The 14,166-nt window shown below is 72.1% G+C and carries 14 protein-coding genes; 3 read left to right on the top strand and 11 right to left on the bottom strand.

What is annotated here, in order from left to right; genetic code table 11:
* Window positions 1-102 precede the first annotated feature (102 nt).
* The 8 genes from QH283_RS17375 to QH283_RS17340 form a co-directional block, all read right to left on the bottom strand.
* Window positions 103-750, bottom strand: a complete 648-nt coding sequence (locus QH283_RS17375; RefSeq protein ID WP_280504040.1) for an ammonium transporter — start codon at window positions 748-750, stop codon at window positions 103-105.
* A gap of 538 nt (window positions 751-1,288) precedes the next feature.
* Window positions 1,289-2,026, bottom strand: a complete 738-nt coding sequence (locus QH283_RS17370; RefSeq protein WP_280504039.1) for an energy-coupling factor transporter transmembrane component T family protein — start codon at window positions 2,024-2,026, stop codon at window positions 1,289-1,291.
* A complete protein-coding gene (locus tag QH283_RS17365; RefSeq protein WP_280504038.1) occupies window positions 2,023-4,122 on the bottom strand; it encodes an ABC transporter ATP-binding protein in 2,100 nt (699 codons plus the stop codon). The genes QH283_RS17370 and QH283_RS17365 overlap by 4 nt, the downstream gene beginning before the upstream one ends.
* A 60-nt stretch (window positions 4,123-4,182) precedes the next feature.
* Window positions 4,183-5,682 (bottom strand): flavin-containing monooxygenase, encoded by a 1,500-nt coding sequence (locus tag QH283_RS17360; RefSeq protein ID WP_280504037.1) that lies wholly within the window; start codon window positions 5,680-5,682, stop codon window positions 4,183-4,185.
* A 186-nt stretch (window positions 5,683-5,868) separates the two neighbouring features.
* Window positions 5,869-6,534 (bottom strand): phosphodiesterase, encoded by a 666-nt coding sequence (locus QH283_RS17355; RefSeq protein WP_280504036.1) that lies wholly within the window; start codon window positions 6,532-6,534, stop codon window positions 5,869-5,871.
* 45 nt (window positions 6,535-6,579) lie between these two features.
* Window positions 6,580-7,359, bottom strand: a complete 780-nt coding sequence (locus tag QH283_RS17350; protein ID WP_280504035.1) for a metallophosphoesterase — start codon at window positions 7,357-7,359, stop codon at window positions 6,580-6,582.
* 130 nt (window positions 7,360-7,489) lie between these two features.
* Window positions 7,490-8,260, bottom strand: a complete 771-nt coding sequence (locus QH283_RS17345) for an RluA family pseudouridine synthase (protein ID WP_280504034.1) — start codon at window positions 8,258-8,260, stop codon at window positions 7,490-7,492.
* Between the two features lie 84 nt (window positions 8,261-8,344).
* Window positions 8,345-9,337, bottom strand: a complete 993-nt coding sequence (locus QH283_RS17340; protein WP_280504033.1) for an adenylate/guanylate cyclase domain-containing protein — start codon at window positions 9,335-9,337, stop codon at window positions 8,345-8,347.
* Between the two features lie 35 nt (window positions 9,338-9,372).
* Between QH283_RS17340 and QH283_RS17335 the strand changes: the two genes are divergently transcribed.
* On the top strand, window positions 9,373-9,534 hold the full coding sequence (locus QH283_RS17335) for a hypothetical protein (RefSeq protein WP_280504032.1): 162 nt from the start codon (window positions 9,373-9,375) through the stop codon (window positions 9,532-9,534).
* Between the two features lie 21 nt (window positions 9,535-9,555).
* On the opposite strand, the gene QH283_RS17330 is transcribed toward QH283_RS17335, so the two are convergent.
* Together QH283_RS17330 and QH283_RS17325 are read right to left on the bottom strand one after the other, a co-directional pair.
* Window positions 9,556-10,377 (bottom strand): mycofactocin-coupled SDR family oxidoreductase, encoded by an 822-nt coding sequence (locus tag QH283_RS17330; protein ID WP_280504031.1) that lies wholly within the window; start codon window positions 10,375-10,377, stop codon window positions 9,556-9,558.
* 189 nt (window positions 10,378-10,566) lie between these two features.
* On the bottom strand, window positions 10,567-11,769 hold the full coding sequence (locus QH283_RS17325; RefSeq protein ID WP_280504030.1) for a metallophosphoesterase: 1,203 nt from the start codon (window positions 11,767-11,769) through the stop codon (window positions 10,567-10,569).
* Window positions 11,770-11,975: 206 nt separating this feature from the next.
* Between QH283_RS17325 and QH283_RS17320 the strand changes: the two genes are divergently transcribed.
* The gene (locus QH283_RS17320) at window positions 11,976-12,569 is read left to right on the top strand and encodes a dihydrofolate reductase family protein (protein WP_280504029.1); all 594 of its coding nucleotides are present in this window, start codon (window positions 11,976-11,978) and stop codon (window positions 12,567-12,569) included.
* Here the strand turns inward: QH283_RS17320 and QH283_RS17315 are convergent.
* The gene (locus QH283_RS17315) at window positions 12,551-13,261 is read right to left on the bottom strand and encodes a helix-turn-helix transcriptional regulator (protein WP_280504028.1); all 711 of its coding nucleotides are present in this window, start codon (window positions 13,259-13,261) and stop codon (window positions 12,551-12,553) included. The genes QH283_RS17320 and QH283_RS17315 overlap by 19 nt on opposite strands.
* Before the next feature lie 330 nt (window positions 13,262-13,591).
* Here QH283_RS17315 and QH283_RS17310 point away from each other — a divergent pair, with 330 nt between their 5' ends.
* Window positions 13,592-14,014, top strand: a complete 423-nt coding sequence (locus QH283_RS17310) for a DUF4189 domain-containing protein (protein ID WP_280504027.1) — start codon at window positions 13,592-13,594, stop codon at window positions 14,012-14,014.
* The last annotated feature ends 152 nt before the right edge of the window (window positions 14,015-14,166 follow it).

The raw sequence follows: 14,166 nt of genomic DNA, 5'->3' as shown, positions 1-14,166 counted from the left end.
GGGGGGGGTGCCCCCCCCCTGGGGCCCCGCCCCCCCCCCTCCCCCCGCCCGCGCGCCCGGGGGGGCCCGGGCGCCCCCCCCCGCGTCGTTGTTCGGAGGCGATCAGTTGGCCGGGCGGCCGGTCTGGTCCATCCACTTGGTGCTGCCCGGCTCGGCGGCCAGCGTCTGGATGAGATCGATGCCCGCCACCACCAGGGTGGGGCCGCCGACCACGAGGGTGCCGATGATGCCGCCCACGCTCGCGCCGGTCACCAGACCGGGCAGGCAGGCGGGCAGGGTGATGACACAACCGATCGCCGCGCCCGCCGCCAGGCCAACGAAACCGCCGATGGCGGTGGCCAGGCCGAACTGCGAGGCGAAGGTCTCCATCGCCCGGTTGTTCTCCTCCAGCGAGGCGACCGGGGTCACCGGCACCGGCCTGGCCTTGGTCTCGTCCTTGACGACCGTCAGTTCCAGCCGGTGGCCCTCGTCGGCGATCTCGTGGCCGAGCGGGTACTCGAGCCCTTCCTGACGGAAGGTCAGCGGGAACGACAGCAGGACGTTGTCGGCCGAGTCCTTGACCTCCACGATGCCGTCGTCGGTGGTGGTGAAGGTGCCGTTGGTGAGAGTGGTGACGACCTTCTCGCCCACCAGTTTCGCTTCGTAGCCGACGTCGGGCACCGGAGCCGGTTCGGCGTGGGCGGTGCTCGCGCCGACGGTGACGGCGGCGATCAGCGGTACCAGGACCGCGGAGAGCTTGCGCATGCGCATGCGAGGTTTCCCATCTTCATGAGGTCGAGCCTGTCGAGTCCGCCCCCGGCGAGAAAAGCTCCCCTCGACGCCGGGCCGGACCTTGTGATCCACGGAACAGCTACGTCACCGTAACCTTACTGAACCCTCACGCATTCTCGTACACGAAACCCCGGTTTCGGGGGCAGGGCAGGGAAATTCGTTTGTTCGCACGACAACGGATCCGTTGATAGCTTCTCGACATGACACCTGTTCGCGATAGGTGGTTGTCACGTCTTGTGATGGCAGCAACAGCTTTTCGCCGATGCGCATCGCACCTACGTGCGAATATGCGCTCCGGCTATGGCCTGTTGTGAATCCGGCCCGAATTCGCCCGCTCGATTCGTGGTGCCCGCCGAACTGGGGGCATCAACAATCTGGACGGTCTGTTTCGGTAACCGATCGGCAAACTGGTCGCCTGTCCATGATGAGGCGCGGGTCTCCGCCCGCGAAGACGGCCCGAACATCGCCCGCGCGAACACCTTCCGCGCTTCGCCGGGAGAACCACCGAAGGCGCGGTTCAGACGAGCAGGTCGACAGCCACCGCGCCCGCGCCGGCGAGCACGACGAGCGCCAGCGCCAACGCGTCTCGGCGCGTCGGGCCCGCGGGATGGGCGGTCAGCTGACCGGTGCCGCCGCGCGCGGTGATGGCCTCGCCCAGTTCGACCGCGCGGCGCGAGGCCACCGCCATGGCCGCGGTGAGGATGTCGATGATCGGGCTGTCGGTGGCGCGATCGAGCAGCCGCTCCTTGGGCCGCAGCTTGCGCGCCGCCCGCAGCACCCTGATCTCCTCGAGCAGCAGCGGCAGCCCGCGCAGCGTCAGCGCCACCACCACGGCCCATTCGTCCACCGGCACCCGCAGCCTGCGCAGCGGCGCGCCGAGTTTGGCCAGCGCGGGCGCGATCTCGCTCATCGGGGTGGTCCACGCGATCAGGAACGAGGCCGCCACCAGCACGAAACCGAACACCACCACCTGCGTGTAGCGCAGCACCGCCGCCCCGCCCATCGGCAGGTTGATCAGCGCGCCCGCGGCGATCAGCCCCCAGAACCACAGGGGCAGACGGGGAATCGTGCCCAGCGGCAGCCGCGCGATCGCGCCGATGACGATCAGCAGCACGATCATCGCGCCGAGCACCGTCCACGACGGCCAGAACATCAGCAGCAGGCTCAGCAGGAAGGCGGCGATCATCTTCGTGCCCGCCCACAGCCGGTGCACGGGGCTGTCCACCGGCACCCGGCGCAGCAGGATGGTGCTCATCGGTGACTCCCGTCCTGGTATTCCCACGCGGGCCACGACGCGGCGGTTCCCCGCCCGGGTGGCCCCGGCTCCGCCACGGCCGGGTCGGTCACGATCCTGCCCTCGCTCAGGTGCACGGTGCGATCACAGACCGCGGCCATGTCCGCCACGTCGTGGGAGATGACGATCAGGGTGAGCCCGGAATCGCGCAGCCGGGCCAGCAGTTCCACGATGTCGGCGCGGCCCTCCGGGTCGAGCCCGGCCAGTGGCTCGTCGAGCACCACCACCTGTGGGTGGCCGGCCACGATGGCCGCCAGCACCACCCGCTTGGCCTGTCCGCCGCTCAGTTCCTCGATCGAGCGCGCCGCCAGCGCCCGGTCGAGGCCGACCGCGTCCAGGGCGCGGCCGACCGCGCCGGAGCCGGTGGCCCGCCCGCCCCAGTCGGCGATCTCCGCGCCCACGGTCTGCTTCTGCAACTGCAGGCGGGAATGCTGGAAGGCCAGCGCCACCCGGCCGATCTGCCGGGTCACCGGCTTGCCGCCGAGCAGGCACTCGCCCTCGGTCGGGGTGACCAGGCCCGCCATGATCCAGGCCAGTGTCGACTTGCCCGAGCCGTTGCCGCCGACCACCAGCAGCGCCTCGCCGCGGCGCACGGTCAGGTCGAGCCCGTGCAGGGCGGGCGCCTGCCAGGGCGTGCCCCGGTTGTAGGTGTGCGCCACGCCGCGCAGTTCCAGCAGCGGCGGACCCATCGCGGTCCGGCGCGGGCCGCGCGCGGGCTGTGGCCAGGCGGGCAGCCGCTCGACCATCCGGCCCGCCGCCAGGTGCACCACCCGGTCGGCGGCGCCTGCGTCGGCCTCGTGGTGGGTCACCAGCACCACCGCCATCCGGTGGCGTGCGGGCAGCTCGCGCAACAGCGCCACCAGCTCGCGGCGCCCGCGCGGATCGATCATGGAGGTGGCCTCGTCGGCGATCAGCAGCGCGGGCCTGCGCGCCAGCGCCGCGGCCACCGCCAGCCGCTGCTGTTGCCCACCGGACAGCGTCGCGGTCTCCCGCTCACCCATGCCCGCCAGACCGACCTCGCCCAGCAGGCCCGCCACGTCCACCTGCGCCGCCAGTTCGGTGGGCAGCCCCCACACCACGTCGTCGGCCACCAGCACGCCCAGCGTCTGGCTCTCCGGGCGTTGCAGCACCAGCGCGGTGCCGCCCAGGTGCCCCAGCCCCGCCGAGCCGGGACGCACCACCTCGCCGCTGGTCGGCGGCAGCCCGGCCAGCAGCCTGGTCAGCGTGGACTTGCCCGAGCCGTTGTGCCCGACCACGGCCACGAACTCGCCGGGCGCCACCGTCAGGTCGATTCCCGACAGGGCGTCGGTGTGGGCGCCGGGATAGCGGAAGCCGACCCCGCGCAGGGTCACCGGCAGCGGTGCGATCGGACGGTCGTCGGCGGGCGCGTCGAGCCGGTCGCGGCTGGGCAGCCAGGCCAGCCGGTCCAGGATCGAGCCGAGCACGTACCAGGAGCAGAAGGCGCAGACCAGCACGCCCATCACCACGCCGCTGCCGACGTAGAGCCACCACCAGTCGAGCACCGCCTCGGTGGCGGTGTCGACCGCCCGTCCGAAGCCCTCCAGTTCCGGCCTGCCCTCGGCGATCTTGCGGATGCCGCCCGCGGTGTTGCGGATGGTGTCGAACAGCAACTCCCTGGTCTTGGCGAACACCAGCAGCGAGCCGACCGAGAACGCCGCCCACGCCAGCCCCGCCAGCAGCGCCGCCAGGCAGGCCGTCGGCAGCCCGCGCCCGTGCCGCTTGACCCCGCCGATGATGCCACCGATGGTCGCGGTGCTGATCACGCCGAGCGCGGGCATCACGCCCGCGGCCACGAAGGTCACCAGGGTGGCGGCGATGGTCGCGGTGACCAGCGCGCGCGGCCGGTACCGGTGGGCGAGCATGCCCATCGGCACCGCGGCCACCAGTTGCAGCGCCGCCGCGAAGGGCACCACCGAGCCGACGGTGATCAGGCCGACCGTGACGCCGCCGAGCACCGCGCCCACGGCCAGTTCGATCGGCCGCAGCGGCCCGCGTCGCGGGATGCCGGTGACGAGCTCGGTCGGCGATTCACTCACGCGACAAGTGTGCCAGCCGGGCCGGTGGCGCACCCGGGGGCGGCCGGTCGGCTCCCGCTCTCAGGGGACCGGAGTGAGCTGGTAGTCGTCGGGATCGAGCGTGCGCACCCGGCGGCGGTAGCTGGTGACCGTGCCCGGCCAGTTGTTCGTGATCCGCCCCGAGGCGTCCCGGTACCAGCTGGAGCAGAAGTTCCACGGCGTGCGGTCCAGCCGCTGCCGCAACTCCCGGTTGAACCGCTCCTCCCGGTCGGCCCTGACCTCCAGCGCGTGCCCGGGCCGCTCGGCCAGCAGTCGCACCGCCTGGGCGATGTAGCGGGCCTGGCTCTCGATCATGGCGATGATCGATCCGACGCCCAGATTGGTGTTGGGCCCGTAGATCATGAACATGTTCGGGAAGCCGGGCACCGCCATGCCGTAGTAGGCGTGCGCCCCCTCCGCCCAGGCCCGCGACAGCTCGCGCCCGTCGCGGCCGAGCACCCGCATCGGCCACAGGAACTCGGTGCCCTTGAACCCGGTGCCGTAGATGATCACGTCCGCCTCGTGCAGGACACCGTCGGCGGTGCGCACGCCGTCGGCGGTGATCGCGGTGATCTTCTCCGTCTCCAGCGTGACGTTCGGTTGGGTGAGCGCGGGAAAGTAGTCTTCGGAGAACAGGACTCGCTTGCAGGCGATCGGATAGTCGGGGGTCAGCCTGGCGCGCAGCACCGGGTCGGCGACCTGCTTGCGCAGATGCCGGGTGGCGATCGCGGTGACCGCCTTCGCGATCCACGGCGCTTCCACCAGCCCGAGGGACATGAACTCCGCCAGCGACCACCAGCCGAACCGCTCCACCGACAGCGCGCCGGGAATCCGCGCGAACAGCTTGTGCTGCACCGGCGTGTAGTCGGTGTCGAACTTGGGCACCACCCATGCCGCGCTGCGCTGGAACAGCGTCAGATGCCCCACCACCGGCTGGATGCGCGGCACGTATTGCACGGCGCTGGCTCCGGTACCGATACAGGCCACCCGTTTACCCGCCAGGTCGACCTCGTGGTCCCATCGCGCCGAGTGGAAGGCCGGTCCGCGGAAACTGCCGACGCCGGGGATGTCGGGCATCGCGGGCCGGGAGAGCTGGCCGACCGCCGAGATCAGCACGTCGGCGACGTGGGTGGCGCCGTCGGCGGTGCGCACGGTCCACCGGCCCGCGCCGGAAACCTCCCCGCCGGAAACCTCCCCGCCGGACCCGCGCTCGTCGAAGACCGCCTCGGTGACCTCGGCGCCGAAGCGGATGCGTTCGAGCAGCCCGTGCCCGCGGGCCACCTCGCGCAGGTAGTCGTGGATGGCGACCTGCCCCGAGTAGCGCTGCGGCCAGTCCGTCTTCTGGTCGAAGGAGTAGGAGTACAGCGGTGACGGCACGTCGCAGGCGGCGCCGGGATAGGTGTTCTCCCGCCACACCCCGCCGAGATCGGCCGCGCGTTCGAGGATGGTGATCTGGTCGAAGCCGTTGCGCCGCAATTCGATCGCCGCGCCGATGCCGCCGAACCCCGCGCCGATGACGAGTACCGAAGGAACTGGACCCATGTGAATCTCCTCACCCTGGCCGATGCCTCCACTGTAGAGGCGGGCGGGCGGGCGCCGAGCCCGATCGGCGGGGTCCTGTGGACAACTCGAGGGCTGTGGACAACTCACGCGCGGGCGGGACGGCGGGCGCAACGGGGTGGGCGCAACGGGGTGGGCGGAACCGGGTGGGTGGAACCGAGAGTGGAACTATGCCTGTTCGCCGCGGCCCTGACGGCTGCCGGAGTAGGCCAGCTCGCGCACCCGGCCGATCGCCTCCGGCAGCAGGCGCACGTCGTCGGGATGGTTCATCACCGGGTCGAAGAAGTCGGTCCGGTAATCGCCCGCGTCCACCGGGTGCAGCGATATCTCGGCGATGCCGCGCGGCCGCCCGCGCAGCCCGGCGGCCAGCAGCCGGAACTCCAGCGGGGTGTGCGCGACATGCGCGGCCAGATCGTCCAGCGACGGCGAGGCGGGCTGGTAGCCCTTCGGCTCGGCGAACAGCCAGACCGGGGAGTCGGCGCCGAGCCGGTAGGGCATCAGGCTGCCGTAGCGGGCGCTGCGCCAGCCGCGCGCCGGGGTCACCAGGAACCGGCTCAGCAACCCCTCACCGGTGGTGGCCAGCGCCAGATCGAAAGGTTTGTCGTCGCGGTCGAGCACCCGCAGCGCCAGGCCGAGCACGTCCGGCAGCCCCGACGGCGTGCCGACGCCCTTGGACATGCGGGCGAGCACGGCCCGCTCGCCGGCGCCGAACAGATTCTCCACCTCGGGCTCGGGATGCAGCCTGCCCGACAACGGCAGGCCGTTCGGGTGGAAGACACGCGCGTGCCGCAACCGGGCCGCGCCCGCGAAGAACTGGCTGAAGAGCTGGGTCATGTCGCCCGGGTGCCCCCGGCCGTCCCGGCCAAACGGCGGCGCGGCTCAGGCCGGAGCCACACCGAGACGGCCGTCCAGCGGGACGGTGCGGAAATGGGTGGTCAGCGCGCCGGTGTCGTCGAAGGCGTGCAGGGCGATCGCCGGATCGGGGGAGTAGTCCATCACCCGGTCGGGCAAGCTGATCTCCCAGCTGCCGCCAAGCACCGAGGCCGTGCTCGGCGCGACCAGCAGCGGCCTGCCCGCGAACACCGCCATCGCGCCGGAATGCGCGTGACCGGCGAACACGGCGCGGATGCGGTTGTCGGCGGCGACGAGTTCGGCCAGCGCGCCCGGCTCGGCCAAGGCGATGTCGTCGACGATCGGACTGTGCAGCCGCACCGGCGGATGGTGCATGGCCAGCACGATCGGCGCGCGCGGGGGGGCGTCGGCCAGCACGCCGCGCAGCCACGCGTAACTCTGCTCGTCGATCCGCCCGCCCGCCTGGCCGGGGATGGTGGTGTCAAGCATGACCACCGTCAGTTCGCCGACGCGGTGCGCGTGGTTGACCGGTTCGGCGGAGGCCGCCAGCCCGAGCAGTTCGGTGCGGAAGGCGACCCGCTCGTCGTGGTTGCCGGGAATCGAGTAGATCGGGATGTCGGAGGCCATCGCCGCCCGCGCCTCCGCGTACTGTGCGGCGCTGCCGGACTCGGTGACATCACCGGTGTGCAGGATCGCGTCGGGCCTGCGGGGCAGGTCCGCCAGGAAGGCCATCACCTTCTCGACCCGATGCGCGTTGCGCGGGCCCAGATCGAAATGGGTGTCGCTGACCTGGGCCAGCAGGATCATCGGCGGTCGCTTTCTCTGCGTGGTCGCCGCATGACGCCGCGGCGCGGCAGGCACGTGAGCACATGCACCTGTCCAGGCTAACGACCCCCGGCTCGTCCGGCCGCATGAGCCTCGACACGGCCCGGCGTGTTCACGGGCCGATCGGCGCGCCGGGATCGAGCAGCGCGGCGGGATCGCCCAGTTCCGGCGCGGCGGCCCAGAAATCGGCTCCCGGCGGCGCGGTCAGGTCGAGCACGCCCCGCTCGCGCCATGGCGCGTCCAGCCGCAGCCGCCAGGAGTGCAGGTGCGCCCGCGCCGGGGCGGATTTGTCGAACAGCGGGTCGCCGACGATGGCGTGCCCGATCCAGGCCAGGTGCACCCGGATCTGATGACGGCGGCCGGTCACCGGGCGCAGCGCGAGCACCGCGCGGCCGCCGGTGCGGGCGAGGGTGCTGAACTCGGTGCGGGAGGGATAGTTCTTGGCGGCCAGCAGATCCGCCTCGTCGACGAACCAGCGGCCGTCGGCCGAGCGGATGCGCTCGCGGGGCGCGGCGATGCGCACCCGGTTCTTGCGTCCGACGCTCAGCGGCAGCTCGATCACACCGCGATCGGGCAGCGTGTCGCCCTCGACGATCGCCAGGTAGGCCTTCTCCGCGGTGCGTTTGGCGAACTGCCTGGTCAGCGTGCCGTGCGCGGCGAGATCCCGCGCCAGCAACACCAGCCCGGAGGTCACCTTGTCGATGCGGTGCACCGGGTAGAGCGGCTCACCCGCGCCCGCGGCGATCTCCACGATGTCGGTGTCGTGCCGTTCCCCGGTGACCGAGATGCCCGCGGGTTTGTTCAGCGCCAGCACCGCGTCGTCCTCGGCGAGCAGGTACCGCTCCCGCAGCCGTGACCAGTCCGTCTCCACTCCGGCGTTCACGCCGTCGACCTTACGGAGCCCGCGACGTCGGTGATCCGCGGGACCCGGCGGCTCGGCTCGACAGCCGAGGGTGTCCGGGTCGGCTCAGGCCCGGCGCAGCAGGTGCGGCCGCAACCGGTTGAACCCGCGCAACCGGACACTGCGCAGGTGCTTCAGGTCGAAGGCCGGATCGTCGCGCAGCTGCGCCTCGGCCCCGTCGTCCACCAGCACCGTGCCCGGCCTGGCCACGCCGGTCAGCCGGGCCGCGATGTTGACCACCGTCCCGTACAGGTCGCCGAACCGCTGCAGCACCGGCCCGTAGGCCACCGCCACCCGCAGCTCCGGCGTCGAGCCGAGCACCATGGTCGACTCCTGGATGTCCAGGGCGATGGTGGCCGCCGCGTGCGCGGACTCGGCGGCGAACATGACCTCGTCACCGACGTTCTTGATCACCCAGCCGCCGTTCTCGGTGATGGCCGCGGTGGTGGTCGACTCGAAGGCCTCGAGCAGCGTGGACAGCTCGTCGGGGTGCAGGTGTCTGGTGAGCCGGGTGTAGCCGACCATGTCCGCGAAGCCGACCGCCAGCTCGCGGGTGGAGTCCTCGCCGAGCGGGGCCACCGCACCGTCGAAGGACCGGTTCAACGCCGCCGCCAGATGCCTGCGCCAGGTGTAGGAGAGCAGGTTCTCCAGCGCGGTCGTCGTCTCCTCGGCGATGCGCCGCACATCCTCGGGGGTGTCGCCCTCGGTGTTGATGCGGTTGAAGATCTCCGCGAGCACCAGGTCGGCCTGCCATTCCGCCAGCCGGGCCATGCCCTGGCCGATGGTCCGCGCGGCCGCGGCCTGCGAGCGCAGGTCCGCGCCGCCGACCACGCTCATCGAGCGGAACTCGCGCACCGCCTCCACATCGCCGTCGGTGTAGTCGACCGCGGCGTCGTCGTTGGCGGGGAAGCCAAGCGCGGTCCACAGTCGGCGCGAGACCGCGGGCGGCACCCCGGACAGCTCGGCGACCTGATATCGGTCGTACTTCCGCTCGCCCTGCAGGAGATAGGTCTCCATCACCGACTGGACCAGCTCGGAACTGGGATGCGACGACGCCATTCCGTCACCTTACGGCGCGTGACGAGGCCCGGCGAGTGCCTTGCGCGCCCCGCCTCGCGCGGTCGATTTCCGGTGGCAGCGACCACCTCGGCCTGCTCGCGGTCGCCCTCGACGAGGAGGAACGTCGCGGCCTGCCGCTGGTCGAGCAGGTCATGACCGTTCGGGAACGGGCGGAACTCGCCGAGAACGCCCGCTAGCCGCTGTTCGGTAACCGCCGTTCAGTACTGAGATGCGCCGAGGTCGACGGAAATGCTCGCGGCCGTCACCATGCGGGCCTCGTCACTGGCCAGCCAGGCCACCGTGTCGGCGATGTGCTCGGGCATGGCCACGCCGTCGGGCAGCATGGGGGTGTTCATCTTGGCCAGCAGCTCGTTGGTCTGACCGGCCCGCACCAGCGCGCCCACCATGTCGCCGGAGCCCATCGGCGTGGCCACCGGCCCCGGCGCGAGGCTGTTGACGCGGATCGAGTGCTTGCCGAGTTCGGCGGCGAAGGCGCGGGCCATGCCGGTGACGGCGTGCTTGCTCGCCGTGTAGTGCACCATGAACGGCTGCATGCCGACCCCGGCCGCCGAGCCGATCAGGATGATCGATCCGCCGCGCCCGCCTTCGATGATGTGGTGCGCGCCCGCCATGACGGTGTTCCAGGTGCCGGTGACATTGGTGTCGATCACGTCGCGGAAGGACTGGGGGGTGATGGTGTCCCACGGTTGCGGGATACAGATACCCGCGTTCGCCACGATCACGTCGAGCCTGCCGAAGGCCGCGACACCCTCGTCGACCACGGCGCGCAGCGCGTCCAGATCCCGCACGTCGGCGGCCTTCGCGACGATCTTGCGTCCGGTGGCCTCCACCTGGGCGATGGTCTCGGCGAGATCGTCGGGGGTGGCGGAGTCGTAGGGCACCGCCTCGGGCAGCGGCCCGCACAGGTCGACCGCGATGATGTCCGCGCCCTCCCCGGCCAGCCGGACCGCGTGCGCGCGACCCTGTCCGCGCGCCGCTCCGGTCACGAACGCGACCCTGCCCTCCAGACGATCACCCACGCTGGTGCCTCCTCGTGAATCCGGCCGGAGGGCATCGTGTTCGGTCCGTCCGGCGACATACGATCCTCGACGCTACGGGCGGTGACGGTTGCGGCACAAGGGCCTTGACGCCGCCCGGTCTCTCGGACGGCAGGCCCACCCGGTCGTGACAGCGCGGACGGGAGCAGGCGCGCCCGTCCGACGAGCGAGTCAGGCCATGCGGTCGGCGGGAACGAGTTCGAGGACGGCGATGTCCGAGGGTGCGGCGACCCGCACCGGCGGCCCCCACGCGCCCGCGCCGCGGCTGACGTAGAGCTGGGTGTCGCCGTAGCGTTCCAGACCGGCCAGCGTCGGATTCGCCAGCGCCGCGAGCAGATTGCCGGGGAAGATCTGCCCGCCGTGCGTGTGCCCGGACAGTTGCAGATCGACCCCGTGGTCGACGGCGTCGTGGATCAGCACGGGCTGGTGGGCCAGCAACACGCACGGCCGTGAGGTGTCCCGCCCGCCGAGCGCGGCCTGGAAATCGGGTTCGCGGTCGTAGGCCTCGGCGGCCGGGTCGTCCACGCCGGCGATGTCGAACCAGGGCAGTTCGACCCGTTCGTTGAACAGCACCCGGATGCCCAGCTGCGGTAGATAGGCGAGCCATTCGTCCGGGCCGGAGTAGTACTCGTGATTGCCCATGCAGAAGAAGACCCCCTGGGGGGCGCGCAGCCCGGCCAGCGGCGCCACCTGCTCGCGCAGGTTGTCCACGGTGCCGTCGACCAGGTCGCCGGCGATGGCGATCAGGTCCGGCTCGGTGCCGTTGACCGTGTCCACCACCTTCTGCGCGAAGTCCCGGCCGAGGACGGGGCCGAGGTGCAGATCGCTGACCAGCGTGATGCGGAAGCCCGCCGCCTCGGCGGGCAGGCGGCGGATCGGCACCGTGACCCGGTTGACGGCCGGGCCTTTCAGCACCCCGTAGGTGCCGCCGCCGACCGTGACCAGCGCGGCCGCCGCCGTCGCGCCCGCCAGCGTCCGGCTGACGAACATCCGCCGGGAAACCGCGCCCGTGTCGGTGGCGCTCGCCGAATCCTGGGCCGTGTCGCCGTCGCGTCGCCGCAGCAGGCGCAGCGTCGCGGGCCGCACCACCTCACCGGCCAGCACCCCGAGCAGCAGGTAGACCAGCACCGCCGCCCACAGGTAGCCGATGGTCGACACCACCCGGACCAGGCCGAACGGCACCGCCTCGACCCGCCCGGCCGGCGTGCCCACCAGGAACAGCCCCCCGATCACCAGCACCGCGGTCCCGGCCCGGCGGCCCGCCGACCCGGCGAGCGTGCTGTCGCGCACCAACCGCCGCCACACGTACCAGTGCAGCCCGGCGACCAGGGCGACCAGCACGGCCACCATCACCAACCCGATCACTGTGCCCACCGGCGACACACCATCCCGAACCGACCCGAACCCCTCACCTCAGCGAATCTACGCGGACCCGGCCGACCGGATCGCCTTCGGCCGACCATGCCCCGGGCGCGACGAACCCGGGGCGCGCCGTGTCGGTTCCGTCCAAGACACCGGGCCCGCGCGGTTCCTAGGCTCGTCGGCGGCAGAACCGAGAACCATCGGCAGGAGGATCATCCATGGCACGCGAACTCGTCTACACCGGCTTCATGTCCCTCGACGGGGTCGTCGACTCCCCGGGCGGCACGGTGGAAGGCCACCGCAGCGGCGGCTGGGTGATGCGCACCGAGTTCGTCCCCGAGGCGTTCGCGCTCAAGGGCGAAGAACTCGCCGACACCGGCGCCCTGCTCCTCGGCCGCCGCAGCTACGAGGCGTTCGCCCCGATCTGGCGCGATTCCGAGGACCACGCCGCCTACCAGGACCTGCCCAAGTACGTGCTGTCCACCAGCCTGTCCGAGGACGACCTGGTCGACGGCTGGGGGCCCACCACCATCCTGCGTTCGGAAGACGAGGTCGCCGAGCTCAAGCAGGCCGAGGGCGGCATCGTTCCCGAGGGCAAGGCCGTCTACATCCACGGCAGCGCCGAACTGGCCCGGCGGCTGTCCGAGGCCGACCTCATCGACCGCTACCACCTGCTGGTGTTCCCGGTGCTGCTCGGCGCGGGCAAGAGCCTGTTCAGCCGCGCCGACCGCGACCAGCAGACCCTGCGTCTGCGCGACTCGGCCTCCTACGCCAACGGCGTGACCAAGCTGATCTACGAGGTCGTGCGCTGAGCTGTGTCCAGCGCGAGCGCCCCGCCCGTGCCCGTGCGCAGCTGGCCGGCCGTCCGCCCGACATACCGCCGCAGCGCACGGGCCAGATGCGGCTCGTCGTAGTAGCCGAGCTTGTCGATCACCTCCGCCGTCGTCTCGCCCGCGCTCAGCAGTACCGCGGCCGCGCGAGCCCGCTCGATCCGGCGCACCGCGCCCCGCGTGTGGCCGGTCGCGGCCCGGAACCGCCGCTCCAGCGTGCGCGGGGACACCGCGGGCGTCGTCCCGCGCGCGGCCTGGGCCACCAGCGGATCGAGCACCACCACCCCCTCGTCTGCCAATCGCTCGACCAGTGCCTCCGCGTCGTCGGGGCCGGGCATCTCCCGGTAGGCGCCGTCGAGGAAGAACCGCCGCCCGCACACATCCGGCAGCACGATCCCGCTGTCGACCAGCGCGGTCGTCGGCGCCATGCGCAGCGAGGCGCCCACCGCGAACTGGATGCCGACGAACCGGGCGCCCTCCGGTACCGGCGCGGTCGCGGTGCGGCTCTCCGGCCCGGTCACCGCCGCGAACCGCCGCCCGTGCTGCTCCCAGAACACCAGCCCCACGGTCTCGCTCGCGACCGAGGTCATCTCCGAGACCTGCTCGCTGGTGCACGTCCACACCGACCGCACCAGCGGCGAGTCCGACTCGCGCGTCCCGAAAACCAGGTCCATGACGGGAGCGTAGCCGCGCGCGCCGACGCCGCGCGCCCGGTCGCTGCCGCCCCATTTCCGCAGCGCACGGGTGCGATATCGAGTTGATTCCGCGGCGGTCATCGGATAGAACTGGCGAGTTGCAATCCGCGACATCGAAACATCCCGCACGCTGCACTTCTTCGCGTGCGGCCGGGAGGGCGAGAACACATGCGCGGGACTGTCGGGCGATCGCCGGGATAGCAGCGCGACGCGGTTTCCGCGTCGATTCCGTCTTCGGGCCATTTCCTGAACACGAGCAGATCCCGGCGTTTCTCTATCGGAACGCGATTTCTGGAAAAGAGATTATCGATGGGTTTGATGGCAAAAGCGGGCCTCGCTGTTGCGGTGGGCGGTCTCACGCTCGGCTCGGTCTTCGGCGCGGGCACGGCCGACGCCGCGGGCTACTACGCCGCGATCGCGGTGAGCCAGGACGCCTACTACTACGGCACGAGCGTCGATCGCGGCAGCTTCGAGGAGGCGCGGGACGCGGCGCTGGACGCCTGCGGCTCCGGCTGCGAGGTCCTCGCCGCGTGGGCCAACGGCTGCGGCGCGCTGGTCGCGAGCAACGAGGGCGTGGCCGCGGCCTCCGGCCCGAACCGGGCCGAGGCCGAACGCGCCGCCTACCAGGTGCTCACCGAGATCACCCCGGCGGCGGCGCTGGCCAACGTCGGCTCCTCCCAGTTCAGCGGCGCCCGCGTCATCGAGGTCGTCTGCACGGCCAACGCGAGCTGACCCGGAATCCGTTGCGGGGCGGGGGCGGGGGGGGGCCGGCGGGGGGGGGGGGGGGGGGGGGGGGGGGGGGGGGGCGGGGGGGGGGGGGGGGGGGGGGGGGGGGGCGGGGGGGGGGGGGGGGGGGGGGCGGGGGGGGGGGGGGGGGGGGGGGG

Origin of the sequence: Nocardia farcinica, assembly GCF_029867845.1 — a bacterium.
GTDB lineage: Bacteria > Actinomycetota > Actinomycetes > Mycobacteriales > Mycobacteriaceae > Nocardia > Nocardia farcinica_A.
The sequence above is the reverse complement of the archived record's forward strand: the minus strand, read 5'-3'. Positions and strand labels throughout refer to the sequence as shown.